Here is a 25,924-nt window from a genome sequence, read left to right on the forward strand (position 1 = left end):
CCTGACTTCCTCTCAGCCGCACGGGGCGAACCAACGTTCGTCCCGTGTATTTTTTCCACCCATGCAAACCACCACGTCGTCAACCGTCGCAACGCCGATCGCCCAGCGTAAACCGCCGTGGCTGCGTCGGCCGCTGCCCCAGGACCGGCGTTTTTCCCAACTGAGCGAGGATCTTCGCGGCCTGGGTCTAGCCACGGTCTGCCGGAGCGCCCGGTGTCCGAACATCGGGGAATGCTTTTCCAGCGGGACGGCTACGTTTTTGATCCTGGGCGACGTCTGCACCCGGTCCTGTGCGTTTTGCAACATCCCCTCCGGCCAGCCCGGCCCGGTGGCCGGGGACGAGCCGTTCCGGGTCAGCCGGGCCGTGGCCCGGATGGGCCTGCGCTACGCGGTGATCACCTCCGTGACCCGCGACGACCTGCCTGACGGCGGAGCCGATCACTTTGCGCGGGTGGTCCGGCAACTCAAGGCCGAACTTCCCGGACTGGCCGTGGAAGTGCTGATCCCGGATTTTCAGGGCAGCCGGGCCGCTTTGGAAACCGTGCTGGAATCCGGGGTGGACGTGCTCAACCACAACCTGGAAACCGTGCCGGATCTGTACCCCCTGGTTCGTCCCCAAGCCGGATACGCCCGCAGCCTGGAACTCTTGGCCCGGAGCCGGGATTGGGCTAAAATCCGAAACCAGGTCGTGCACACCAAGAGCGGCCTGATGCTCGGGCTGGGCGAGACCCGTGAGCAGCTGCGTCGGGTTTTCGCCGACCTGGCCGCCGCGGGATGCGCCATCCTGACCATGGGCCAGTACTTGGCCCCGTCCGTGGCTCATCACCCGGTGATCCGCTATCTGCCCCCCGAGGAGTTCACCGAGTTGGCCGAACTGGCCAGGGCCGAGGGCATCGGTACGGTCTTTTCCGCTCCGCTGGTGCGCAGCAGCTACCACGCCTCGGAGGTGGCCCACGCGACATGCGCTTCAATGGCCAAATCGTGACCTCAGCTTCAATCCCAGCTTCAACCTCAGCCTGAATCCGGAACGCCGCTCCATGAAAACACACGCCGTTTCCCCGTTCCTTGTCGGTCTGCCCCAGATTTCCATTCCCACCGATCCGGCCCAGAGCCTGGCCAAGGCCGAAGAGTTCGTGCATCAGGCCGCCCGCCAGGGTGCGCAAGTGGTCTGCCTGCCGGAGTTGTTCCGGTCGCCGTATTTCTGCCAGCACGAGGATCCGGAGTTCTTCGCCCTGGCCGAATCCATCCCCGGCCCATCCACCGAGGCCTTGGGCCGCGCGGCCAGGGAGGAAGGGGTCGTGGTCCTGGCCTCCCTGTTTGAGCGCCGCGGGCCCGGGGTCTATCACAACACCCTGGCGATCATCGACGCGGACGGGTCGCTGCTCGGCGTGTACCGCAAGATGCACATCCCGGACGATCCGGGCTATTACGAAAAATATTTCTTCGCTCCCGGCGACACCGGGTTCAGGGCCTTCGACACCCGCTTCGGCCGTATCGGCGGTCTGGTCTGCTGGGACCAGTGGTACCCGGAAGCGGCCCGGCTCACGGCCTTGCGCGGGGCCCTGGCCCTGTTCTACCCCACGGCCATCGGCTGGCATCCCGAGGAAAAGGACCGCTTCGGAGCGGAACAGCAGGATGCCTGGGTCACGGTGCAGCGGGGGCACGCCGTGGCCAACGGCGTCTACGTGGCCGTGGTCAACCGCGTCGGGCACGAAATCCCGCCCGGCGGTGGACCGGGCATCGAGTTCTGGGGCAACTCCTTCGTCGCCGGTCCCATGGGCGAGCTGCTCTGCCGGGCCTCGACGGACAAGGAGGAAATCCTGCTGGCCGAAATCGACCCCGCCCGCCTGGAAACCGTCCGCCAACACTGGCCCTTTTTCCGCGACCGCCGCATCGACGCCTACGGCGGGATCGCGAGCCGCTATTTGGGGGATGAGGCATGACCGTCCGATATCGCCTGCCCGCCGAGTGGGAGCCCCATGCGGCTACCTGGCTGGCCTGGCCGCACAATGCCCGGGACTGGCCGGGCAAATTCGCGCCCATTCGATGGGTGTACGCGGAAATCGTTCGCCATCTGGCCCTGTCCGAGCCGGTGCGGATTCTGGTCCGCTCCCCGGAGCAGGAGCGGGAAGTCCGCAATTTGCTGGAACGCTCCCATGCGGACCTGGGCCAGGTGACGTTTTTCCCCATACCCACGAACCGCGTCTGGACCCGTGACTATTGTCCGGCTTTTGTTCATGTCCACGACGGCCAGAACAAACGGACGCACGCCGTGCGTTTCGGCTTCAACGGCTGGGCCAAGTATCCGGACCATGAACTGGATGCCGCAGTGCCGGAACACATCGCCCGGGCCTTGGACATCCCCCTGACTCCGCTCCGCCACGGCGACCGGACGGTGGTCCTGGAGGGCGGAGCCATCGACGGCAACGGGCGGGGCTCGCTGCTGACCACCGAGGAATGCCTGTTGGACCAGCAAACCCAGGTCCGTAATCTCGGCCTGAGCCGCGAAGACCTGGAAGCGACCCTGCTTGAGTATCTGGGCGTGACCAACGTGATCTGGCTGGGGGACGGGATTGCCGGGGACGACACCCACGGCCACGTGGACGATCTGTGCCGGTTCGTGAATCCGACCACCGTGGTCCTGGTCCAGGAGGACGACCCCAAGGACGCCAACTACCGTGCCCTGCGGGAAAACCGCGAACGCCTGGAGTCGGCCCGGCTGGAAGACGGCTCCCGGCCCGAGGTCGTGGCCCTGCCCATGCCCGCGCCCCTGTACTTCGAGAACACCCGCCTCCCGGCCAGTTACGCCAATTTCTACATCAGCAACACCACGGTCATCGTGCCCACGTTCAACGACCCGCAGGACCGGATCGCTCTGGGCATCCTGGCCGACCTGTTCCCGGACCGGAAAGTGGTGGGCGTCCATGCCGTGGATCTGGTCTGGGGCTTCGGGACACTGCATTGCCTGACCCACGAACAAGCCGCGGAGTAACCTCCGGGCGAGATCATCCCGCCGTGGTCACCGGCAATCCGACGGGCGCCGTTCCTTCCGCCGTTTACCGGGCGGACCGGAGCCTGATCGTCCAGGAATTGGGCATCAGGCCCTATGACCAAGCCCTGGACATCCAGGCCGAGGCCGTGCGGGACGTGGCGATCGGAGGAGCGGAGCGGCTCTTGGTGCTGGAGCATTCGCCGGTAATCACCCTGGGTCGCAACAGCGGCGCGGAACACCTGCTCGTTTCCCCGAAAATTCTGGCCCAGCGCGGCATCCAACTCGTCCACGCGGCCCGCGGAGGCAGTGTGACCTGCCACTTCCCCGGCCAACTCGTGATCTACCCCATCCTGCGCCTGAACCAGCGCCCCGGAGGACTGCGCCGTCTCGTCTTCGACCTGGAGGAAGCCGTGATCCGGACCCTGACGCCCTACGGCCTGCCCGCCGTCCGCCAGTCCGGCCGCCCCGGAGTCTGGATCCGGGACCGCAAAATCGCCTCCATCGGCCTGGCCCTCAAACACTGGGTCACGTTCCACGGCCTGGCCCTGAACGTGACCCGGAACACCAGCCTGTTCGACCTGATCACCCCCTGCGGCCTGTCCGGGGTCCGGGTCACCTCGGTCCATGGCGAGTTGGGACGCGAGAAACCGAAGATGGCCGAGGTGAAGGAAGCCCTGGTCGCCGCTTTGCGGGAAAAGCTTGCATAGACGTGGAGAATGGGGGATGTTTGACGAAGGTTGTTGAGCAGGAAGGGGCTGTGAGGGAATTGTCATGGTGATGGGTACAAAATCAAAGGAAGGTGCGGCATGACGACGGTCACTGTCACGGATCATGATTTTTCCAACAATTTTTCGATGTTTCTTGAAGACGTTCAGAAAGGAAAAGAGATTGTGATTTCCGTCTCAGGGAAGCCAATGGCTCGACTGGTTCCGTTTGCCAGTGACGAGAATACGATCCGCTTTGGTGTGTTGCGCGGCAAGGTTCGTATCGCCGAAGATTTTGACGCCCCCTTGCCGGACGAGGTTCTCGACGCATTCGAAGGTCGAGTATGCGGCTCTTGATCGATACCCAGATATTCATCTGGACGGTAATTGGAAGTGGGTTCTTGTGCGATCAGGCGCGTCGGACCATGCTTGAAGCGGAAAGAGTTTGCGTGTCTGCGGCATCAATCTGGGAAATCGCGATCAAAACGAAAATCGGCAAGTTAGAGGGCAACCCTCATGATTTTTGCAAGGCCATCCGGCAAAGTGGATTTCAAGAGCTTTTCGTAACCGCTCGCCATGCTGCAACCGTGCATGACTTGCCACTTTATCACCGGGATCCGTTTGACCGTATTCTTGTCGCACAAGCGATTTGTGAAGAATTGTGGTTGCTGACTGCCGATAAATTGCTGAAACAGTATTCAACGCGGATTATAACCGTTCCCGGATAGATTATAACGCAGCCAAATTGATACCATTGCATCGAGGTGAACCATGTCGCGAATGATGAGCGTTCAGGTCCAGACCGGGCAGCTCCGGTCTTCCCCGTCCTTTTTGGCCGGGATTGTCGGGGAGGTGGCGTATGCCCGGCAGGTTCAGGTGTTGGAAGAGCGGGCCGGATGGGCGCGGGTGGCTGTTTCCGGTACGTCGCTGTCCGGCTGGATGCACGGCTCGGCCTTGAGCAGCAAGCGGATCGTGCTCCAGGCCGGGGCCGAGGACGTGGAGCGGGCGGCCACCACCGGCGAGATCGCCCTGGCCGGGAAAGGATTCAATGAGGAGGTGGAACGGGAGTTCCGTTCCCGGAATCCGAACCTGGATTTTCGCAGGATCGATCAAATGCAGGCTTCAAGCCCGACCATGGCCCAGATCCGGCGATTCGCCCAGGAAGGGCAATTGCGCTTGGCCTAGAGGAGGTTCTGTTTATGAATTCTTGGTCCAGACGAGATTTTTTGGCGTGGTCGGGCAAGGCGGGATTGGCCGGGGCGTGCGCCGGGCCATTGCTGGCAGGGTTGCTGTCCGGGTGCAAGACTGCGGAAATTGCCGCGGATCTGGGGCGCGCGGCGGGGGTGTTGGACGAGCAGCAGGCTCAGTCCGTGGCCCGGGTGGGCACGGCCATCGGCCGGAGCTTCGAGGACATCACCCCGGAGCAGGAATACTACATCGGCCGGACCGTGGGGGCCACGATCCTGGAATCCTACAAGCCCTACGCCGACCAAGGGGCCAACGCCTACGTCAATCTGGTGGGCACCCTGGTCAGTCTGTCCTCGGACATGCCGGAGACCTTCGGCGGCTATCATTTCCTGATCCTGGACTCCGACGAGATCAACGCTTTTGCCGCGCCGGGCGGGCTGATCTTCATCACCCGGGGCATGCTGCGCGGCTGCGCCACCGAGGACGCGGTGGCCGCGGTCCTGGCCCATGAGGTCGGCCATATTCAGTACCGCCACGGCATTCAGTCCATTCAGCGGGCCCGCCTGACGTCGGCCTTTACCATCCTGGCCGCCGAAGGGGCGCGAACCCTGGGCGGCGCGGACCTGGCCCAGCTGACGGATATTTTCGAGGAATCCGTGTCGGACGTGGTGAACACCCTGGCGGTCAACGGCTACTCCCGATCCGCCGAGCGCGAAGCGGACCGGGCCGCGGCGGTGATTCTCGACCGCGCCGGATACGACAGCGCGGCCCTGGTGAGCATGCTGGAGGTCATGGACACGAGGCTGACTCCCGGCGGTCCGGACTTCGCCCGCACCCATCCCTCGCCCGCAAGCCGGATCCGGGACATCCGTCCGTCTCTGCCCGCGGCTCGGGCCTCGGACCCGGCCCTGCGGCAGCAGCGCTTTCTGGCCGCTCTGCATCGGATTTAGCTGTCCCCTCATGGCCTTCCCAGCCGCCAAGGTTCTCCGTCAGGCCGCGATCACCGGCCTGGCCGCCGCGTTTCTGGCGCTTCTGCCCTGGAGCCTGGGGTTTTGGGAGCAATGGGAGGCCAAGACCTGGGACATGCGCGTGGCCTGGCTGGCCGCTCCGGGGTCGGCCACGGAGGACATCGCCCTGATCCTCCTGGATCAGCAGAGCCTGGATTGGGGGCACGAGCAAGGCGGTCTGGGCTGGCCCTGGCCCCGGGAGGTCTACACGGCGGTGGTGGATTTTTGCCGCCGGGGCGGGGCGGCCTCACTGACCTTCGACGTACTCTTCCTGGAGCCCTCGGCCTACGGGGTTGAGGACGACGCCGTGCTGGCCGAATCTCTGGCCTCCTTCGGCCCCACGACCCTGGCCCTGTTTCTGAGCCGTGCCGCCACCGGCGGCCTGCCCGCCTGGCCCGAAGGACTGCCCGAACCCGGCTGGGCCGTGGTCGGCCTGGATGAGTGGTCCGGCGCGGCCCCCCATCTTCAACCCACCCGGATCAGCCCGCCGCGCCCCGAACTGGCCGCGGCGGCGCGCACCCTGGGCAACGTGCAGGTTCAGCCGGACCTGGACGGCGTGTTCCGTCGGATGCGGCCCCTGGATATCTTCGACGGCCGGGCCGTCCCTTCCCTGGGCCTGGCCGCGTTCCTCGCCGCCACTGACACAGCTTCTGGCACAGCCACTGACATAGCTTCTGACACAGCTCCTGACGCCGTCATTGATGCCACTTTGGGTTCGGACCACTCACCCCCTGCCGCGAAGCTGGACCGTCGCGGTCTGACCCTGTCCGACCGATTCGTGCTCCTGGACGCCGACGGCGCGGCCATTTTGCGCTTTCGCGGACCTTCGGGCACCCATGCTGCCTTCAGCGCGGCGGCCGTGATCCAGTCCGAGCTGCGACTGCTGGAGGGCCTGCCCGGCGTGGTCGCTCCGGACGAACTGCGGGACAAGCACGTGTTTTTCGGCTTTTCCGCGCCCGGGCTGTTCGACCTGCGACCCACGCCGGTCAGCGGGGTCTATCCCGGGGTGGAGATCCAGGCCACGTTTCTGGACAATCTGTTGTCCGGGGATTTTTTGCGCGACCTGCCCGGCCCGGTCACGGTGGGCCTGGTCCTCGGCCTCTGCCTGCTCGCCGGTCTGGCCCTGGCCGTCTGGCGCTCGCCGCTGGCCGGAGCGCTGGCATACCTGGCGCTGCTCGCCGTGCCCGCGGTCCTGGCCTGGATTGCGTACCTGAACGGCTGGTGGGCGCCATTGGTGGTGACCGAGGTCGGCGTGGGCATGGCCGGGGTTTTGGGCCTGCTTTTCAATTACGCCACCGAAGGCCGACAGCGGCGGTTTATCAAGAACGCCTTTCAACAGTATCTCAGCCCTCAGGTCATCGAACAACTCATCGCCGATCCGAGCAAGCTCAAGCTGGGCGGAGAGCGCAAGGTGCTGAGCATTTTCTTTTCCGACCTGCAAGGCTTCACCACAATTTCCGAAAACCTGGACCCCGAGGCCCTGACCGCCCTGCTCAACGACTACCTCACGGCCATGACCGAGATCATCCATGAGGAGGGCGGCACGGTGGACAAGTTCGAGGGCGACGCGATCATCGCCTTCTGGAACGCGCCTCTTGACGTGCCGGACCATGCCTGGCGCGCGGTCCGGGCCGCCTTGCGCTGTCAGGCCCGGCTGGCCGAACTGCGGCCGGGGTTTCGGGAGCGCACCGGCCATGATCTGTACATGCGCATCGGCATCAACACCGGCGCCGCCGTGGTGGGCAACATGGGTTCCCATTCCCGCTTCGACTACTCCATGCTCGGCGACGCCGTGAACCTGGCCGCCCGCCTGGAGGGCGTGAACAAGCAGTTCGGCACCTTCTCCATGATTTCAGAGGCCACCCGCCTGGCGGCTTTGGAACAGTCCGGCGACGCGACGCCCATGCGCGAACTGGGCCGGGTGGCCGTGGTCGGTCGGGCGGAACCAGTGACCGTGTACGAGCCCCTGGATGAAGACTTCGTCCGTGCCAACGCCTCGATGCTGGAGCGCTTCGATGCCGGTCTGCGGGCTTTTTACAGGGCCGACTTCATCGAGGCCGCGCGAATCTTCGCCGACCTGGCCGAGGTCGATCCCGCCGCGGCCGGATACCTGGAAATCTGCCGCGACCATCCTCCGGTCGCGGCTGAGGATTGGGACGGGGTGCGCCGAATGCGGACGAAATGACGGGTTGGTTCAGAGCCTGTAGGCGATTTGAAAAGTGAACCGCCCGCTTCGCTCAGGACGCCAAGGTCGCAAAGAAGAGGTTTTTGAAAGCAGCTTTTTCCCTGCTTTCAAAAATGTTTTTCTTGGCGACCCCCGTGCCTTGAGCGAAGCGGGCGGTTGATTCGGACGAGACTATTTCGACGTCACGGTCACCAGGGAAGGCTCGTAGCCTTCAGGCGGAACGAGGCCCAGCAGGGTGCAGAGGGTCGCGGCGACGTTGGCCAGGCCGGGGTCCGGGACCTGGGAGAGGCGAATGGCGTTGCGGCCGCAAAAATCCTTGACGATGAACGGTACCGGGCTCAAGGTGTGGGCGACCATGGGGGAGCGGTTACCGCTTTTTTCGGTCCACATGCAGTCCGCGTTGCCGTGGTCCGCGGTGACCACGGCGATCCCGCCGGCCTGGGCCACCGCGTCCAGGATCCGCTCCAGGCAGGTATCCACGGTGGCCACGGCGATCCGGATCGCCGGCTCCACCCCGGTGTGGCCGACCATGTCGCCGTTGGCCAGATTCAGGCGAATGAAGCGGTGCCTGCCCTGGGCAATGACCTCCACGACCCGGTCCGTGATCTCGGCGGCCTTCATCCAGGGCCGCAGGTCAAAGGCGATCCTGTCCGAGGGGATCTCCTCGTAGGATTCGAGATTTTTATTGATGTATCCGGACTTGTTGCCGTTCCAGAAGTAGGTCACGTGGCCGAATTTCTGGGTTTCCGAAATGGCGAAGGACGTGATCCCGGTGGCGCAGAGGTGCTCGCTGACGGTTCCGATGATGGTCGGCGGTTCCACGAGGAAGTTCTTGGGGATCAAGGCGTCCCCGTCGTACTGCATCATCCCGGCGTAAAACACGTTCGGACGGCGGACCCGGTCGAACTCAGCAAAGTCCGCCTCTTCGAATGCCCGGGAAATCTCGATGGCCCGGTCCCCGCGGAAGTTGAAGAAGACCACGGCGTCGCCGTCCTCGATGGTTCCCACCGGCCCGTCGGAATCCACGATCACGAAGCTGTCCATGTATTGGTCGGTCATCTTCGGGTCTTCCTTGTAATAGGCTGAAATGGCCTCCGAAGCCGACCCAAATGCCCGTCCCCGGCCCAGGACATGGGCCTGCCAGCCCTTTTCCACCACCTGCCAGTTGGCGTTGTAGCGGTCCATGGTCGTGACCATTCTGCCCCCGCCCGAGGCGATCCGGTAGTCCCTTCCCTCCGTTGACAGCCCGGCCAGGCGGGCTTCCAGGGGTTCGATATAGCGCAGCGCGCTCTTCTGATCCACGTCCCGGCCGTCCAGCAGGGCATGCACCCGGACCCGGCGCACTCCGGCCCTGACGCAGCCGTCCAGCAGGGCGTGGAGTTGGTCGATATGGCTGTGCACGTTGCCGTCGGAAACCATGCCGATGAAATGCACCGTTCCTCCGTCCAAGCCAGCCCGGATCACACGCCGCCACGCCTCGCCCTCAAAGACCCGGCCCGAGACGATGGCCTCGTTGACCAGTCGGGCACCCTGGGGAAATATCTGCCCCGCGCCCAGGGCGTTGTGCCCTACCTCGGAATTGCCCATATCCTCGTCCGAAGGCAGCCCCACCGCGGTTCCATGCGCTTTGAGCCGGACCATCAGCGGTTCGCCCAGCAGCGCATCCAAAACCGGCGTGTAGGAAACGAAGACGCCGTCGCTGGCGTCCCGAGGGCCAAGGCCGACTCCATCCATGATCACGAGGACCACGGGGCCGGAACAGTGTTGAACTCCGGGAAGGGGAGCGAGAGGTGTCTTGATCATGGTTATGTTCCTTTGCTTGAAGTTTTGTATCTACTCAGCACATTTTATATCCGCCCTTGCACCGGCAATCGGTGTCGGGGTTGGTATCGGAATCGGAATCGGAACAGGAAGAACTTAGAACGCATCCCAGCGTTTTCGATCCCGATACCGACCCCGATTCCGATTCCGACAACGGCATTACTCTATGCTGAATAGTTACGAAGTTTTTTCGAGAAGACCGCGAATTGCGGTTTCACGTTCCAGGAAGAGCGTATCAGCGGAACTGGCCGGATGCAAAACAGGGAGGGCTGGCCCGTGCGGGTCATCTCCCGCGCCAGATATTCCAGTAATACCGAAGTCTCGGTTTCCAGAGCGCCCCCAGGGGGCCGCGCTCGTCGTGCAGTCCGTCGCCCTGGAGCCGGTAGAGCGGGCCGCCGCCGGGGTTGCGCCAGCCGTGGTTCAGGGCCGCGCCGATGCGCATCCGGTAGGGGTAGTGGCGGGCCGTGAGGCGGTCGATCCGGCGGTTCACCAGGCCCGAGGGGTAGACATAGGTGTTCGGGAATCGGCCCAGATGGTCGGCGATAATTTGTCCGGCGCTACGGATTTCCCGGTCCAGGTCCACGCCCGGGCCGGTCAGATCCTGGTGCCCGGCGGAGTGGCAAGCTGCCAGGGCCGTTCCGCTGTCCTGCATTTCCCGCAGCTCCCTCCACGTGCAGAAACAGGCCGTGTTCCCTTTGCGTCCGGCTTGGGAAGAGACGCGCAGGCGGTCGTGTATCGGGGCGGTGGTTTCCTCCCGGATCACGTCCGTGGACACGCCGACCACCGCCCTCAGCCCCAACTCCCGCAACAGCGGATAGGCGAAATGAAAGAAGCCGACGTGGGCGTCGTCAAAGGTCAGGCAGACGTTCAGCTTGCCCGGCTGGAGCGGCTCCCCCGGAAGGACAACGGGGTGGTTGGCCCGCACGTATTCGAGATGAGCGCGGAGCAGGTCCGGGTCGTTGGCGTACTTGCCGCCGCCGGGGACCACGTCATGGTACATCAGGACGGCGAGCACGCTGGTTGGCCTCGTACAGCTTGAGATACTTGTAAAACGCGGTGTGGCCGTTGTAGGCCGAGATGAGCAGGCCTTCGTAGCCTTGGAGAAACCCGCGCTGGAGCAGGTAGGACTTGAAAAAGGCGAAACCGCCGCGAAGCGCGGCCTTCAGGGGGCTGGAGGATTTTTTTCCGGCATGCTGGGCCGCGAACTGGTCGGTGTAGCGCTGCATCTTGGTCAGGAAGTCCGCGACGCGGGCGTAGGAGTAGTGCCGGACCGGATGATTGAGACGGATCTCGCGCAGGCTGGCGGTGATCACGCCTTCATGTACTGCCGCGTCCGTGAACCGGGTCCGCCGGCGATGGAACAGCCGGACGTGGCGGTCCGGATGCCAGCCGCAGGTGGTGATGCGCTTGCCGTTGAAGTAGTTTTCCATGGAAAAGGAGTAGACGCAGCCCGGGTCCAGGGCTTGAGACGTGATCTCGGCGAAGAGTTCCGGGGTGACGATCTCGTCGCTGTCGATGGACAGAATCCAGTCGTGGGCGGCCAGTTCCGAGGCCCGGTTGTGCAGGGGGCCGAAGCCCGTGAAGGGCTCCTGGAAAACGCGGACATTGGCGAAGGTCGCGGCGATGTCCAGGGTGGCGTCGGTGGAGCCGTTGTCCAGGACGACTACGTCCGGAAAGCCGGAAACGGCCCGCAGGCATTCGGCGAGCAGGCGCTGGGCGTCCCTGGTCAGGATGGTGACGCTGATGGGCGGGGCGAGGGGAGTGGTCATGACAACTTGGCTGGGGGTGACCGGTGAGGGCGAGGGCTGAAAAACGTCCTTCCAACGCTGGACGCGGCGCGCTGCATCCGGCAAAAAACTCCCTTGCCCAAGCAAGCCGTGAAGTCAACTCCAACCCGACCACAAACATGCAGCACACCAACTCTTCCGCTTCCCTGCCGACACACCTTCGCGACCTGAAGGGCGTTCTTGTGGATCGTTCCGTTTTGGATGCGCCCATGACCAGGCGGGTGTTGGGGCGGCTGGCTCATCTGCCCGTGGAGGTCCGCGACCATGATGAAGGGGCGGCAGGTTCGCTTCGGATCGGGCGGCACGGGAGAGGCGCCGGGCACGACGCGGACGAAGCCGAGGCCGGACAGGGTGTGGTGTACCTGAAGCACTACAAAGGCCGATTCCTGCGCTCCTGCCCGGGCACGCGGCACTACCATTGCTGCGGCTACCGGATCGTGCACATTGGCGAGAACTGCCCCTTGTCCTGCTCCTATTGCATTCTTCAGGCCTACTTTCAGGACCGGGTGCTGAAGGTCTGGGCCAATCAGGCGGATTTGTTCGCCGAGCTGGAGTCGGCCTTTAGGGAGCGAACCGGGCGGCGTTGGCGACTGGGTACCGGGGAATTCACCGACTCTCTGACCCTGGAACCGCTGACCGGCTACAGCCGCGATCTGGTCGGGTTCCTGGGCGCATATCCGCAAGCCTGTCTGGAGCTGAAATCCAAGGTCGTGGATCTGAGCTGGATGGACCGGGTGGCCAGGCCGGACCGGGTCCTTCCGGCCTGGTCCATGAACGCGCCGGAGATTCAGGCCGACCAGGAGGGCGGCAGCGCGTCCCTGGAGGATCGCCTGCGCGCCGCCCGGACCTGCGCCCAGGCAGGCTTCCGCGTTTGCCTGCACTTCGACCCGGTGATCCCCTTTCCTGGTTGGGAGCGCGGCTACGCGCGAACCGTAGAGATGATCGCGGACCATCTCCGACCCGAAGACGTGGCCTACATCAGCCTGGGATCGCTGCGCTTCATGCCGGAACTCAAGCAGCGCATCGAGCAAAACCACCCCCAGGCCCGCTACATCTACGCCGAATTCATAACCGGTCTGGACGGCAAGCAACGCCTGCTCCGCCCCCTGCGGGTCCGCCAACTGCGCCATGTGGCCGAGGCGCTGCGCCGCGCCGGATTCCAGGGCCTGTATCTATGCATGGAGTCCGACGAGGTCTGGAACGCGGTGTTTGGAACCGCGCCGAAGGAACTGGGCGGGCTGGGTCGGTATTTGATGCAACGGGCGTTCGGAGAGTGAGAGAAACGCGACGAAAGCGCTCTTTTGATCCCCATGCCTCACGAATCACGACGCCTCGAACAGCTCCCGTCGGCCCTCGCACATGCAACGCAACGTGTTATCCAGAACCGTCATTTTCCGCTTTCCATTCGCTCACATTGCGCTTCCGCGTGTCAAAGTTGATCCCCAGCAGGATGATCTGTTTACCCAGGCCTCGATAAGCCTGGGCGTACCCCTTGTCCTTGATCTGGGCCAGGGCCGCGTCCGCGCTCTGGTTGCACTTGAATTCGATGATGTAGATCCGCCGCCCCACATGCACCACCAGGTCGATCCGTCCGTCGCAGGTCAGCACCTCGCTGCGGGCGTCCACGCCTGAGGCGCTGACCATCAGGTAGAACACGGTGTGGAAATAGGCCTCGTCACGTTTGGTTTCAAGGGTGTAGGCGATGTCCTTGAAGATGGCCGTGACCGTGTCCATGAAGGCGGTCAGATTGTCGGCAAGCAGGTGCTCCGCCAGCAGCACGAACCTGGACTGGTCGCGGAGGTTCTGGGCGTAGGCGTGGAGCAGTTTCTCTAAAAAAGCGGTTTTCACTTCCTGATTGGGGTAGTCAAAGGTATACAACCGACCGGAAACATCCTTGATGGTCACGTACCCTGTCTGGAACATCAGGGCTTCGGGTTGCAGGCGCTCCAGTTCATAACTGCTGAACATGGCCTCCGTGGCTTGCATGTTCTCGATCTCCGGCAGATACCAGTTCTTTTCCCGAAGCAGGTTGATCAGGAATGTGGGTGTTCCGGTCTCGAACCAATAGTTGCGGAAATTCTGTTCCTGGAGAGAACTCAAGACGGAAAAGGGGTTGTAGACCCGGACATCCTTTTCGGAAAAGCGGTATCCATTGTACATCAACCGCAGCTTGTCCAACACCTCTTGGGCCGTCTGGTCAGTCTCCCGGGCGAAATGGGTCACGTACTCCACGAAGCGGGTTTCCAGTTCCTCCTGGGTGTAACCAAGCATCTCCGAGTAATGGCGGCTCATGGTCAGGTCCGTGAGGTTGTTCAATTCCGAAAAGATGGACACCCGGCTGAACTTGGACACCCCGGTGATGAACACGAAACGCAGAACGTCGGCCACGTTGTTTTCCTTGATCACCCCGAAAAACTGTTTCAGTTTGTCACGGTTGCCCTTGGCAATGTCCAGTTCCACCTCGCCCCTGCCCAGGTGATCAATGAGCGGCTTGTCGTATTCATCGACAAGGATCGCGACTTTTTGGCCGGTCTTTTGATGCAGGGCGATGATCAACTCCATGAACTGCCCTTTGAGCATCGTTGTCTGAATCGATATCTCGTTGGCCCCCGCGACCAGGCCGATGTGCTCTTGCAGGCTGGCCATCAATATTTCCGGCGTCTCGTGGCTGATCCCGTTGAAATCCAGCAGGATCACCGGATGCTCGCGCCACTCCCACTCCCCGTGTTCCGCGATCCACAAGCCCTCGAACAACTCCCGTCGGCCCTCGAACAGACAGCGCAACGTGGACACGGTCAGGGACTTGCCGAAACGCCGGGGCCGGGACAGGAAGTAGTATTCGCCCCGGCTGGCCATCTGGTGGATCCATCGGGTCTTGTCCACGTACAGATCCTTGTTTTCGCGGATGCTTTCAAAGGAAGATTTGCCGACGGGCAGATTGGGCAGTCTGGACATGAAGGGCTCCTGTGACGTTTCGGGGCACCACGATGGACAGTTCGTTTTTCGAATGGGCCGTGAAGAGGACGATACCATCGTTTTCGAGTCAATCATTGATCTCCGTGCGTGAACATGCCAGATTTGAGCGTCATTGTGAACGTCGGCATTCCGGTCGAAAATGGCTGATCACGCCAGGAGGGAGGTGTCCATGGAACCGGAACAGACCATCGAATCCTTGCGCGCGGAGTTGGAGGCGGCGCGGGCGCGGATCGTGGAGTTGGAGGAGAAAATTGGAGGGTGCGCGACCGGTGGGAAATGCCGAGCGTTGCTCCTTGAGAGTCCCGCGCTGGCCTACCAATCCCTGGACGAGGACGGCAGGGTTGTGGATGTGAATGCGGCTTGGCTCAATTTGTTGGGGCATGAGCGCCGGGATGTCCTCGGGCGGTTGTTCAGCGATTTTCTGGCCGAGGAACACCGAGCCGTGTTTCAGGAGAATTTTGTCCGGCTCAAGGCTTCCGGCGCAACGCGCAACATCGAATACGACCTGGTCCACAAGGACGGATCGTTGCGGCACGTTTTTCTGGACGGCTGCATTTCCAGCGATGAACGGCAGCGATTCCAATGCACGCACTGCCTCCTGCGGGACATCACCGGCCAGAAAAGGATCGAAAGCGAATTGCTGTCCGTGGATCAGCAGCGTCGGATTATTCTGGACTCGGTTCCGGCTCTCATCTGGGCCAAAGATATGAAGGGGCGCATTCTGATGGCCAACAAGGCCCTCCTGGCGGCCATCGGGCTGGAGGAAGACGAGGTTGTCGGCAGGACAACCCACGACATATTCCCCCGTGAAATCGCGGATGCGCATGTCCTTGTGGACCGGCGGATCCTGGCCAGCGGAAAGCCTGATCTGGGTGTGGAGGAGCCATTCGTCACCAGTACCGGTGAAATGGGCTGGTGCATTTCAGACAAAATGCCTCTGCGCGACCTTCAGGGAAAAATCGTTGGAACTCTGGGCTTTTCCAGGGATATTACGAATCTGAAAATCTCTCAGCAAGCGCACATCAAAAGCGAGACGATCCGCAGCGGCCTGTTCGAGAACATGTCCAGCGGCGCGGTTATCTATTCTGTGTGGGGCGACGGGACCAGGGCCGCGGACTACGTCATCATCGACTACAATGCCGCCGGGCTGCGAATGGAGAACAAACCCAAGGAAAAGGTGATCGGTAAATCCCTCGAAGAGCTGTATCCGGGCATAGACGCCTCCCCCCTGGTGGGTAGGTTGCACCATGTCTGGAGCACGGGGGAGACCGCTTTTGTCCCCGCCTTCCTGTACCGGCGTGAACAGGAACCCAGCGGCTTCTGGTACGAAATCCGGATTTTCAGGCTGCCTTCCGGTGAAATCGTGGCCATCTACGACAACGTGACCGCCAGGGTCGAGGCGGAGCAGGCCTTACGGGAACGGGAAAAGCTGCTGCGCATGGTCGTGGAGAATGTCCGGGACGGCATCAACGTGTTGGACCTGAAAACCCGACGGTATATCCTGATGAGTCCCTCCCAGATAGCGCTAACCGGATACACCAGCGAGGAATTCCTAAATATTTCCGCTAATGAAGGCTATGCGAGGGTGCACCCCGAGGACCGGTATATTGCGATCAACCTGCATCGGCTGATTGCCGCCGGCGAGAACGACCTTGGCCTTGTGGAGTACCGCTGGAAGGTCAAGAGCGGGGAATACCGGTGGTTCAACGACAGCCGCAGGCTGATTCGGGACGAGCACGGCCGCCCCGTGGCCCTGGTCGGAGTCAGCCGGGACATTACCGATCGCAAGCAGATGGAGCTGGAACTGGAACGGACACGGCAGGAGTTGCGGAAGCTCTCCGAGCAGTTGATCCTGGCCCAGGAGGAGGAACGCAAACGGATCAGCCAGGAACTGCACGACGGCGTCCTGACCGACATCCTGGCCTTGAAGGTAAACCTGGAGACTGCCCGGATCGCCCTGAAGCGCCGGGGCGACGTCCCTGACGTGCCCGGGCTCAATGCCGCGGTACATTCCCTAGCCGCAATCGCGGAGGAGGTCCGACGGATCGTGCAGGGCATGCGGCCCATGGCCCTGGATGAACTGGGGCTGAAGGATGCCCTGGAGGGACTGACCAGCTTTTTTCAGAAGCGTCTGCCTGATGTGGGTGTGGAGTTCCGGTTTGAAAAATGGGCAACTCTGACTGTGCCTGAGGCCCAGTCCGTGGTCGCCTTTCGATTGATCCAGCAAGCCCTGGACAATATCGCTTCCCATGCCCAGGGGGCGCGGAGGGTCGGCGTTATAGTCCTGGCTGACGCCGATGGACTGAGGGTTGAGGTGTCCGATGACGGGTGTGGGTTTGACGTGGGCCGACTCCGGTTCTCGCCGGACCATGACGGGGGGCTCGGACTGCGGGGAATGCGCAAGCGGGTGGAAATGGTCGGCGGGAAACTGGGCATCGAGTCCGCGGCCGGGCAGGGCACGACAATCAGGGCATGGCTGCCGCTGTCGGATTAAGGGACAAAATTGGAAGCGAGATCAACCTCCTAAAGCACCAACTCCGAAGCCATCTCCGCCTTGATCACCTGCAACATGGCCCGCATTTTGGCCCGATCATCCGCGCCGAGCTTTCTCATGGCGTTGTGGCGATGCTTTTCCACGGTTTTGATGTGTAGGTCCATTTTTTTGGCGATTTCCGAATTCTTCAACCCATTGACGGCAAACCCAAGCACCTCCTGCTCCCGATCCGACAGTGCATCTCGCCATGAAGGGACGCTCCGCACCGACGAGTTGCTCAGAATCATGCGTTTGACCAGCACGTGGAGCATGGACGTGCTGAGGTAAAACTTGCCGTCCAGCACGTTGCGCAAGGCAAAAAGCATTTCCTCGGCCGGGTCCGCCTTGACCACATAGCCATTGGCCCCGAAACGAATAGCCTTGAGCACGTATTCCTCCACGCGATGCACGGTCAGGACCATGATCCTGGCCTGCTCGTCCTTCCTCAGAAGTTTCTGGATCAAAACAAAGCCATTCACTTCCTGCAAGGACAGGTCCACAATCACCGCACCGAACTTCCGGCGCTGATAGACGTCCAGGGCATCCTGGACCCCGCGGGTCTGGACCACGGAAAAGCCGTCCTGCTCCAAAAGCCCCGTCATTCCTATCCGAAAAACGTCGTGGTCGTCGACAATGAGGATGGGCTTGGTGGGCGTGTTCACTGACTGGAATTGTCCGTCCGAAAAGAGAGGTTCCATTTGGTACTTCTAACCCAAATACTTGCACCTCGTAAATCTTATCTTCATCATCACAAAAACCCTACACAGGTGAAAAACAAGGTGCCGTGAAGTCAATGTTTTCAGGGTCGATCCGCACTGCAAACCCTACCACAACCCCTATTGCGATTCTGATTTTGCGGGTTTTTCCGTCTCTTTTTGCGACGGCCAAGGGTTGAAATATGCCGCTCATGTGGGAATACCATAGATATAGAGGTGCCGCGTGTTCGTCGTCTTTCCGGTGTCCGGATGGACCGACGATGCCCGGGACAACACTCCTTGCCGATACGATCTGGAATGAATCGACAAAGCAACGGCTCGGATATCATGCGCAATATTACCATTCGACACAAGCTGTTGATCCTGATCACCCTGCTGACCATTGTGCTGGTGTATTTCGGGACCAGGGAACTGCAAACAAAGACGGCCCTGAACCGGGAAGTGGCCACGTTGCGGGTCTTGATCGAGCTGCAATCCCTGGCCGGGCTGGTGATTCACGAGTTGCAGCGTGAGCGAGGCATGAGTTCCGGGTATTTGGGGGCCAGGGGAGTGCTGTTCACCGAGCAATTGGCGCTTCAACACGCAAGAACGGACAGACAGCGGGCCCAACTGGCTCACTGGTTCATGGAGGTCTATCCAGGAGCGATTCCGTCTGAAATTGACGAGCACCTGGAACAGATTCGAGAGAAGATCATTGGGTTGGAGGATATTCGAGCCAAAGTTTTGGCATTGGAAACGAATGTTGACACCGTTGTCCAGTACTACTCCCAGTTGATCGAGATCCTCATCCAGGCTTCCTATTCCTTCAACGGATTCAGTTCCGACGCCCGATTGGCCTTGCTGGGGCGAGCCTACTCGGTGTTTCTGAGCACCAAAGAGCTGGCCGGTCTGGAGCGGGCTTTGGGATCCAACGCCCTGGCCGAAGGGCGATTTCTTCCAGGCAGGAAGACGCATTTCACCACGTTGATCGAACAGCAGAAATACGGCTTTGCGCTTTTTCTGAGCATGGTTCCGGAGGACGCCCGCCGGCTGTACCTGGAAACGGAACAGTCTCCCGCCGCCCTGGCTGTAGACGCCCTGCGGGCGCAACTGCTCAACCCTTCGGTGCATGGCATGGGGTTTTCACCGCTGCGCTGGTTCGACATCATCACCGACAAAATTGACCACTTGCAACGGGTGGAACTGGAGCTGTCCGTCAAAATGGACGAACGGGTCTGCAAGCTCCAAGAAGAAACCCAGGCAGCGCTGAAACAGTTATGGACCCTGTTGGCCGCGGCTTTGTTCGCCTACCTGTTGCTGACCCTGACCATCTTCCGGAGCATAGTCCGTCCGCTCTCCCTCCTGGTCGACTATGCCCGTGATATTTCCGCCGGTCGACTGGATCGAAAGCTCAATCTCCAAGGCCAGGACGAGATCGGTCAATTGGGGGAGGCCATGCAGCAACTGGTCGCGGATCTGCAAACGAACATCCAGAAGGCTGAAAGCCGCGGGCAAGAGGCGCACAGGCTTTCCGAAGCCCGCCTGGAAGCCGCCCGGCAGCTTGAAACAGCCCTGGCCCTGGCCGAAGACGCACGGGACAACCTTTCGGCCATCCTCGCTTCGGTCAACGACGGCATCGTGGTCACGGACAGGGAAAACCGGATTCTGTTGATGAACAGGGCTGCGGAAGAGGTTCTGGGCGTCGAATACGAAAAAGTCAGGAATCAGCCCATCCATTACGCCATCCAGGACGGAACCCTGCGCGACAGCTTCAAGAACTGCCTGGTCAAGGCTCAAAGGCTGGCCTCCTATACGTTCGACTTTTCGTGCGCCCAATCTGAACACTCGACCTGCGAACAAGTTTTCCAGGCTCGGACCTCCGTAAACCACGACACCCAGGGCAATCAGACCGGAATCGTGACCATTATCCAGGACGTGACCAGAGAACGAGCCTTGGATCAGATAAAGAACGACTTCATCTCAACCGCGGCCCACGAGCTGCGGACCCCGCTGACCTCCATTCAAGGTTTTTCGGAAATTCTGCTTGCCCGCAAGCACTTGTCCGAGGCGGAGCGTAAGGAGTTTCTCATCTATATCAACGACCAGGCCGTATTACTGGGCCGATTGATCAGCGACCTGATGGACATTTCCCGCATCGAGTCCGGTCTGAGTTTTTCCCTGAACAAGAAGGAACAAGACCTTCGTCAGCTTTTGCGGCAAAAGCTGAAGGCATTTCGCGCCGGCCTGTCCAGACATGAACTTTCCGCCGCTATTCCGGATGAACCCTGCATCACGTCGGTGGATGGGGACAAATTTCTTCAAGTATTGGAAAATATTCTGAGCAATGCCTCAAAATACTCTCCGGATGGCGGAACCATCCACGTTGCCATGCAGTGCTCGGAAACCGAAGTGGCCATCACCGTCACGGACCAGGGTCTAGGCATGACTCCGGAACAAGTCTCCCGAATTTTCGAAAAATTCTATCGGGCCGACACTTCGGATTCCGGCATTCCCGGGACCGGCTTGGGCATGGGCATTGCCAAGCACATCATGGACGCCCATGACGGTGAAATCCATATCCAAAGCGAAATCGGACAGGGCACCACGGTGCGGCTGACTCTGCCCCGCCCGAAGCAGCGCAAGAAAGGCTCGTGAACTGTGACGCGCTTGTCGTGTTCACCAGGAAGGATAGGCAAGGAGATGGAAATGTTGCAAAAATCCTCCGACGACCGTGAGCAGCTCTTGCGATATGCCCAGGATCTGGCCGTAATCGTCAGACGGGAGAAGGAAAAGAACGCGGCGTTGCTGAAGATTGTTGGTGATCTGGAGGAAGCCAGGCAAAAACTGCTTCTGGAAATCGAACAGCGCACGGCCTTGCAGCGAGAGTTGGAGCAGGCCAAGGAGGCGGCAGAAGAGGCCAGTCAGTTCAAGACGGACTTTATGAACAACATGAGCCATGAGCTGCGCACACCTTTGAACGGGATCATGGGCATGTGCTCGCTTCTGGAAATGACCTCGTTGGACGCTGAACAGCGCGATTTTCTGGCCTTGCTGAAAAAGTCGGCCCGGCGACAGCTCCGGCTGGTGGACGCTCTGCTCAACGTCGATCTCCTTAACAGCGACGCCCTACAACTTGAGCTGGAAGAGTTCGACCTGGCCCAGGCCGTCAGGACGACGCTGGCTCCCTTGCGGGACATTGCCGATTCCAAGGGCTTGAACTTCAAAATAGACCTGGACAAGGCCCTTCCGAAAATCGTGAGTCAGGACAGGACCTATCTGATGCAGGCCGTGTTCAATCTGGTGGACAACGCGGTCAAGTTCACGGCCCAAGGCGAAATCCGCGTGGCTGTAGAGGTTGAAAGTCGTTCCAATGGCCACTGCTTGATACGGTTCACGGTGCGGGATACGGGGATCGGGATATCTGAAGCGTCCGTAGGTAAAATATTTCGAAGTTTCGTCCAAGCGGAGCGCTCCTATACGAGATCCTTTGAAGGGGCCGGACTGGGCCTGTCCATTGCTCGGAAAATTTTGGAGAAAATGGGCTCGGAAATCCAGGTCGATTCCGAGCCCGGACGGGGAAGCACCTTCTCTTTCTCCCTGAACGTTCCGCTTGGAAAGGCGGACCGAAGTGATCGCCCCCCATGTGACGCCCAACTCCTCCCGTCTCTGCGTATCCTCGTGGTTGAGGACGAAGCCGTGAACCGATTCCTGGCCTCCCACTTTTTGACCAATAAAGGACATGCGGTCACCCAGGCGATCAATGGCCGGGAAGCTGTAACCTTCTGCCAGGAGCAGGGCTTCGACCTGATCCTGATGGACATCTCCATGCCGGTCATGGACGGGCTGCAAGCCACCCAGGCCATCCGCGAATCCCGTGACTTCATGGTCCGTCCGGACATTCCGATCATCGCCCTGACCGGGCATGTCTTGCCCGGGGATCGCGAACGCTTCCTGGCCTCGGGCATGGACGGTTACCTGGGAAAGCCCATCGACGTGCCGCTCCTGTTTGAGGAAATCAATGCCGTGATGCGCAAATGCTTTTCCATGGCGCGAGCTTGACCCGCGGATGTCGTCTCAACACTCGAAACCAGTCTTTATCGTACCAAATGCCGCCATGCTCATCTTCTGAAACCATCTTTTTCGCCACCGGGCTGAGCATGAGCATTGATCGCCACACCATGGAAATCCACTGCGGGCGGATTGCCGTGCAAAGCCAACCGGACCTGGGGATATCGGCCATCCCGCAGCTGCAGAAGATGTAACCGAGAGCAATAGCAAACCAAACGGAGCAACCATGAAAAAAATCCTCATCGTGGACGACCAGCCCGAGGTCCGTCGACTCGTGGACGTCACCTTGCGGTTTGACGAATACCAGATTTTGCAAGCCGCAAATGGCGAAGCGGGCGTGGCCATGGCCCAGGAACACAAGCCGAATTTGATCATCATGGACGTGATGATGCCCGGCGAAATCGATGGACTGGAAGCTACCCGCCGGATCAAGACCAATCCGAAAACAAGTGGGTGCACCGTGATAATGCTCACGGCCAAGGGACAACAGGCGGACCAAGATGCCGGACGTAAGGCCGGGGCGGACGACTACTTCATCAAGCCATTCAGTCCGTTGGACTTGATCCGCAAGGTGGAGGACGCCTTGTCATGAGAACGTTCGGGGTTGAGTGCGCTGATGGGCAACAGGGAGAATCCGTTGACTGCGCTGACCCGCAACTTTTCCGCTACGCCGAAGACCTAGCCCAAATGGCCCGGGTCGAGCGCTTCACCACCGGTGAACTGCGGCTGGCCATGGACCAACTGGCCACCTACGCCCAGGAGCTGAACGTCACGGTGCGTGAACTGAAGGATTCCAAGCGCGAACTGGAGGAATCCTATCTGGAGACCATGCACATGCTGGCCACGGCCGCGGAGTTCAAGGACGAGAACACCGGGAACCACATTTTGCGAATCGGCCGATACAGCGCTTTTCTGGCCGATAAATACGGGCTGAGCGACCATGACACGCACATTCTGCTCAACGCCGCACCCATGCATGACGTGGGCAAAATCGGCATCCCGGACCAGATACTGAACAAACCGGCCCGACTGACCGCGGAAGAGTTCGCCGTGATCACGACCCATACCCGGATCGGGGCGCGCATCCTGGGCGGCTCCAAGGCCAGGATTCTTCAGGAAGCCTCGACCATCGCCCTGCGGCATCATGAAAATTGGGACGGCAGCGGATACCCCGACGGACTGCAAGGCGAGGCCATTCCCTTATCCGGGCGGATCGTCAAGCTGGTGGACGTGTTCGACGCCCTGACCACGGACCGTCCATATAAGAACGCCTATCCGGTGGACGCAGCCCTGGAGATCATCCGCAAGGGCACGGGCACGGAGTTCGACCCGTCCCTCGTGGAACTGTTCCTGGCCCATCTGCCGGACATCCTGGCCATCAAAACCGACATGCTCCGCGACGAGACGCAAACGGATCGGCCTTATGTACCGAGCCAGAGGGACGGAGGGTGACCAGAATGGAGACATCATCCACCGCCCACCAGCAATCCATGAAATACGCCGAGGATATCTCCCGGCTCTATCACCTGGAACGCCAACGGGCCGAGGATCTGCGTCTGGGCGCACTGATGCAGAAACGTTTCCTGACTCCCGTGGAACAGGTTCCCGGTTTTTTTGCCCCTACGGCCTACGAGGCCCTGGTCTACAATGCCGCGCCCATGTCGGTTTCCGGGGATTTTTTCTGCCTCAAGCCCATGGGCGGGCAGTTGCCGGAAGATGAGGGGCCTCGGACAGAGACTGAAGCTGCCACAGGGCTGAAATCCGAAGCGGACTTGGGACATAACTTCCGGCCAGCGGGTTTTTTGCTGGCCGACAGTTGCGGACACGGTCTTTCCGCCGCGCTCATTTCCATGCGCATTTCCAGCCTGGTCCAAACCTGCCCCGCGCCCCTGTCCGCGCCGGAAGAACTGATCCGGAGCATCGACCAGGATATCTGCGGCCTGATGCCCCCGGGTCGCTTCGTGGCCGCCAGCTACGCCATCCTGCACCCGGATCGCTGCCTGCTTTCCAATGCCGGATTGCCGTTCCCCATCCATGTTCAAAACGATCGTGTCGAGGAAATCGCCGTGTCCGGGCCACCCATGGGCATGGCCTGCGGAAATGTGTTTCGATCCGTGGAGCGGGAAATCCGGCCCGGCGACCTGCTGGTGATGTTCACGGACGGCCTGACCGAAGCCGGCAACGGGGAGGATGCCCCCTACGGCGTTGACCGCCTGAAAATCTGCCTCGCCCAGCACGGACGACATCCCCTGCACGAACTCATGGCCGCCATCCTGACCGATCTGCGGGCCTATATCGGCAATCTGCCCCTGGACGACGACGTGACCGTGGCCCTCTTCCGGGCAAAAACAGATTAGCCGAACCGGTGGACAACGATGGGGGATGCATGACGATCATCTTTCGAGACAAACGGATAACCGGGGGCGATGCGGAACGCGACGTGCTGTTTGAGGACTTTGCCCGGGACATGGAAACCGGCCAATACCGAAATGAATTCCAGGACCTGTTGCTTCTGGCGCTGGTGGAGGCCGTGAACAATGCCGTGGAGCACGGCAACGGCAATGACCCGCGCAAACAGGTCCATATCCGGTATCTGGTGCGACCGGAGTTGGTTTTGGCCTCGGTCGGGGACCAGGGGGCCGGCTTTGAGCCGCGTTTTCCTGATTTACGGCGTGTGACTGGAGCACGCGGCAGGGGACTGGGCCTGATCAGGGCCAACGTTGATCACGTTTTTTTCAATCTTTCAGGAAATCACATCTTTTTTTGCAAGGGAGATCAATCAATGACCGAACACCTCGTTCAAGAGCAATGGCGAATCAGCACCTACCCCAACGGAGTCGTCCTGGTCACGGACCTGGACTTCGGCCCGGCCAAACTCTCCATCGTCAAAGGCATCGCCGAAATCCTGGACAAGGTCGGAGCTGTTCCGGACCGAACCGTCTTTCTGGATCTGAAAGGAGTCCGCATCCTGAGCAGCCTGACCTGGGGCAGCATCTTTGCCGAGGTCCAGAAGGACGCCGTTCGCCAAGTAATTCTGTTCAACGCCGGCGAGGCCATCCTCCAGACCGCGAACCAGATGGGGCTGACCACGCGCGAAGAAGAAACCTATAAAAAGATCGTCCTGCTGCCGGATGCTTCCCAGGCCATGCACCTTTTGGCGGAAAAACTGACGGAATAGTTTTCATCCGAAACGATCCGCGACATGAACCGAATCCACACAAGAGACGCAGATGCACAACAATTTCGATGACGACGAGGAACTGTTTCAGGGGTTTTTCCTGGATGTGGAGGAGAGCTTTTCGCCCCAGGTGGCCGAGGCCTTGAGTCTGGTGCGCTCCGGTCAGGTTGAGGCGGGCATCGATATGATGTTCCGGCCGCTGCACACCATCAAAGGCACCTCGACCTTCATCAATTTGAGCGACATCTCCACCTACACCCACAAGGTGGAAGACTACATGAAAGCCATCCAGTCCGGGCGTATCCCGCGTACAGACCAGGCGGTTGACTTGCTGATCCAGGCAGTGGACATGGTCTTTTCACTGTTGGACAAGGCCAAAGTCCGGGCGTCGTTGGACCAGGACGAAATCCGCCGCATGGAGGCCAGGCTGGCCGGAAACGCCTCATCTCCCGTAGAGTCAAGCGGGCCCGTCGGCTCCGAACACCTGATGGTCGAGCATGGGGAAGACAACGTTCTGATCCGGCTGCTTCTACCCCGCATCCATCTTCCCGGACATTCCGAACCGCTTTTGGCCGCTCTTCGCCAGTTGCCCAAGGGCCAGCGGGTAGTCCTGGACCTGTCAAAGGTGCGCACCATGAACTCCACCACCTGGGGCGCGATTTTCGCGGCCTCCCAGATCCTGGACATTTCGGTCACGGGCTTGACCGGGGCCTGCCGGACCACGTTCTACGCCTGGGGCTTTGAACAGCGAATCAGAGAAATTCCGCCATCCCCCCCAACCACCGGGTAA

General features: G+C 61.0%; 23 protein-coding genes. 18 read left to right on the plus strand and 5 right to left on the minus strand.

The window, feature by feature from the left end; translation table 11 throughout:
* Positions 1-61 precede the first annotated feature (61 nt).
* The 9 genes from lipA (at position 62) to DESLA_RS20940 (ending at position 8,076) form a co-directional block, all read left to right on the plus strand.
* Positions 62-985, plus strand: coding sequence for a lipoyl synthase (gene lipA, locus DESLA_RS0115710; protein ID WP_051434751.1), 924 nt, complete (start codon positions 62-64; stop codon positions 983-985).
* A gap of 52 nt (positions 986-1,037) precedes the next feature.
* Positions 1,038-1,943: a carbon-nitrogen hydrolase gene (locus DESLA_RS0115715; protein ID WP_028573203.1), complete on the plus strand. Its 906-nt coding sequence runs from the start codon at positions 1,038-1,040 to the stop codon at positions 1,941-1,943.
* Positions 1,940-2,992 carry an agmatine deiminase family protein gene (locus DESLA_RS0115720; RefSeq protein ID WP_028573204.1) on the plus strand — a complete coding sequence of 351 codons (1,053 nt, stop codon included), beginning with the start codon at positions 1,940-1,942 and terminating at the stop codon, positions 2,990-2,992. The genes DESLA_RS0115715 and DESLA_RS0115720 overlap by 4 nt, the downstream gene beginning before the upstream one ends.
* Positions 2,962-3,699: a lipoyl(octanoyl) transferase LipB gene (gene lipB / locus DESLA_RS0115725; protein WP_245590081.1), complete on the plus strand. Its 738-nt coding sequence runs from the start codon at positions 2,962-2,964 to the stop codon at positions 3,697-3,699. The genes DESLA_RS0115720 and lipB overlap by 31 nt, the downstream gene beginning before the upstream one ends.
* 99 nt (positions 3,700-3,798) lie before the next feature.
* Positions 3,799-4,053 (plus strand): type II toxin-antitoxin system Phd/YefM family antitoxin, encoded by a 255-nt coding sequence (locus DESLA_RS0115730; RefSeq protein WP_028573206.1) that lies wholly within the window; start codon positions 3,799-3,801, stop codon positions 4,051-4,053.
* The gene (locus DESLA_RS0115735; RefSeq protein WP_028573207.1) at positions 4,041-4,424 is read left to right on the plus strand and encodes a type II toxin-antitoxin system VapC family toxin; all 384 of its coding nucleotides are present in this window, start codon (positions 4,041-4,043) and stop codon (positions 4,422-4,424) included. The genes DESLA_RS0115730 and DESLA_RS0115735 overlap by 13 nt, the downstream gene beginning before the upstream one ends.
* 43 nt (positions 4,425-4,467) lie before the next feature.
* A complete protein-coding gene (locus DESLA_RS20935; RefSeq protein WP_051434752.1) occupies positions 4,468-4,881 on the plus strand; it encodes an SH3 domain-containing protein in 414 nt (137 codons plus the stop codon).
* A 14-nt stretch (positions 4,882-4,895) separates the two neighbouring features.
* Entirely contained in the window at positions 4,896-5,834 is a 939-nt protein-coding gene (locus DESLA_RS0115745; protein WP_028573208.1) for a M48 family metalloprotease, read from the plus strand.
* Positions 5,835-5,844: 10 nt separating this feature from the next.
* Entirely contained in the window at positions 5,845-8,076 is a 2,232-nt protein-coding gene (locus DESLA_RS20940; protein ID WP_051434753.1) for a CHASE2 domain-containing protein, read from the plus strand.
* Between the two features lie 171 nt (positions 8,077-8,247).
* Here DESLA_RS20940 and gpmI read toward each other — a convergent pair whose 3' ends face one another.
* The 3 genes from gpmI to DESLA_RS0115765 all read right to left on the minus strand — a co-directional run bounded on the left by gpmI (position 8,248) and on the right by DESLA_RS0115765 (position 11,666).
* Positions 8,248-9,879 carry a 2,3-bisphosphoglycerate-independent phosphoglycerate mutase gene (gpmI, locus tag DESLA_RS0115755; RefSeq protein WP_028573209.1) on the minus strand — a complete coding sequence of 544 codons (1,632 nt, stop codon included), beginning with the start codon at positions 9,877-9,879 and terminating at the stop codon, positions 8,248-8,250.
* A gap of 301 nt (positions 9,880-10,180) precedes the next feature.
* Complete coding sequence (locus DESLA_RS0115760) at positions 10,181-10,912, minus strand: polysaccharide deacetylase family protein (protein WP_028573210.1); 732 nt, start codon at positions 10,910-10,912, stop codon at positions 10,181-10,183.
* Complete coding sequence (locus DESLA_RS0115765) at positions 10,887-11,666, minus strand: glycosyltransferase family 2 protein (RefSeq protein ID WP_035263366.1); 780 nt, start codon at positions 11,664-11,666, stop codon at positions 10,887-10,889. The genes DESLA_RS0115760 and DESLA_RS0115765 overlap by 26 nt, the downstream gene beginning before the upstream one ends.
* Before the next feature lie 137 nt (positions 11,667-11,803).
* Here DESLA_RS0115765 and DESLA_RS0115770 point away from each other — a divergent pair, with 137 nt between their 5' ends.
* The gene (locus DESLA_RS0115770) at positions 11,804-12,961 is read left to right on the plus strand and encodes an SPL family radical SAM protein (protein WP_028573212.1); all 1,158 of its coding nucleotides are present in this window, start codon (positions 11,804-11,806) and stop codon (positions 12,959-12,961) included.
* A gap of 97 nt (positions 12,962-13,058) precedes the next feature.
* Here DESLA_RS0115770 and DESLA_RS0115775 read toward each other — a convergent pair whose 3' ends face one another.
* Positions 13,059-14,639 carry an ATP-binding protein gene (locus DESLA_RS0115775; RefSeq protein ID WP_028573213.1) on the minus strand — a complete coding sequence of 527 codons (1,581 nt, stop codon included), beginning with the start codon at positions 14,637-14,639 and terminating at the stop codon, positions 13,059-13,061.
* Positions 14,640-14,829: 190 nt separating this feature from the next.
* Between DESLA_RS0115775 and DESLA_RS0115785 the strand changes: the two genes are divergently transcribed.
* Complete coding sequence (locus tag DESLA_RS0115785; RefSeq protein WP_028573214.1) at positions 14,830-17,154, plus strand: PAS domain-containing sensor histidine kinase; 2,325 nt, start codon at positions 14,830-14,832, stop codon at positions 17,152-17,154.
* Positions 17,155-17,183: 29 nt separating this feature from the next.
* On the opposite strand, the gene DESLA_RS0115790 is transcribed toward DESLA_RS0115785, so the two are convergent.
* Complete coding sequence (locus DESLA_RS0115790) at positions 17,184-17,891, minus strand: response regulator (protein WP_028573215.1); 708 nt, start codon at positions 17,889-17,891, stop codon at positions 17,184-17,186.
* Positions 17,892-18,206: 315 nt separating this feature from the next.
* Here DESLA_RS0115790 and DESLA_RS21975 point away from each other — a divergent pair, with 315 nt between their 5' ends.
* The 7 genes from DESLA_RS21975 (at position 18,207) to DESLA_RS0115830 (ending at position 25,924) form a co-directional block, all read left to right on the plus strand.
* Positions 18,207-20,543, plus strand: a complete 2,337-nt coding sequence (locus DESLA_RS21975; RefSeq protein ID WP_051434754.1) for a nitrate- and nitrite sensing domain-containing protein — start codon at positions 18,207-18,209, stop codon at positions 20,541-20,543.
* Between the two features lie 51 nt (positions 20,544-20,594).
* Positions 20,595-21,947 carry an ATP-binding protein gene (locus tag DESLA_RS20950; RefSeq protein ID WP_051434755.1) on the plus strand — a complete coding sequence of 451 codons (1,353 nt, stop codon included), beginning with the start codon at positions 20,595-20,597 and terminating at the stop codon, positions 21,945-21,947.
* A gap of 235 nt (positions 21,948-22,182) precedes the next feature.
* Positions 22,183-22,548: a response regulator transcription factor gene (locus DESLA_RS0115810; RefSeq protein ID WP_028573216.1), complete on the plus strand. Its 366-nt coding sequence runs from the start codon at positions 22,183-22,185 to the stop codon at positions 22,546-22,548.
* Complete coding sequence (locus tag DESLA_RS20955; RefSeq protein WP_051434756.1) at positions 22,545-23,408, plus strand: HD-GYP domain-containing protein; 864 nt, start codon at positions 22,545-22,547, stop codon at positions 23,406-23,408. The genes DESLA_RS0115810 and DESLA_RS20955 overlap by 4 nt, the downstream gene beginning before the upstream one ends.
* A 5-nt stretch (positions 23,409-23,413) precedes the next feature.
* Positions 23,414-24,313 (plus strand): PP2C family protein-serine/threonine phosphatase, encoded by a 900-nt coding sequence (locus tag DESLA_RS0115820; protein ID WP_028573217.1) that lies wholly within the window; start codon positions 23,414-23,416, stop codon positions 24,311-24,313.
* Positions 24,314-24,342: 29 nt separating this feature from the next.
* Positions 24,343-25,134 carry an ATP-binding protein gene (locus DESLA_RS20960; protein WP_035261944.1) on the plus strand — a complete coding sequence of 264 codons (792 nt, stop codon included), beginning with the start codon at positions 24,343-24,345 and terminating at the stop codon, positions 25,132-25,134.
* Positions 25,135-25,186: 52 nt separating this feature from the next.
* Positions 25,187-25,924 carry an Hpt domain-containing protein gene (locus DESLA_RS0115830; protein WP_028573218.1) on the plus strand — a complete coding sequence of 246 codons (738 nt, stop codon included), beginning with the start codon at positions 25,187-25,189 and terminating at the stop codon, positions 25,922-25,924.

This window comes from Desulfonatronum lacustre DSM 10312 (assembly GCF_000519265.1).
GTDB lineage: Bacteria > Desulfobacterota > Desulfovibrionia > Desulfovibrionales > Desulfonatronaceae > Desulfonatronum > Desulfonatronum lacustre.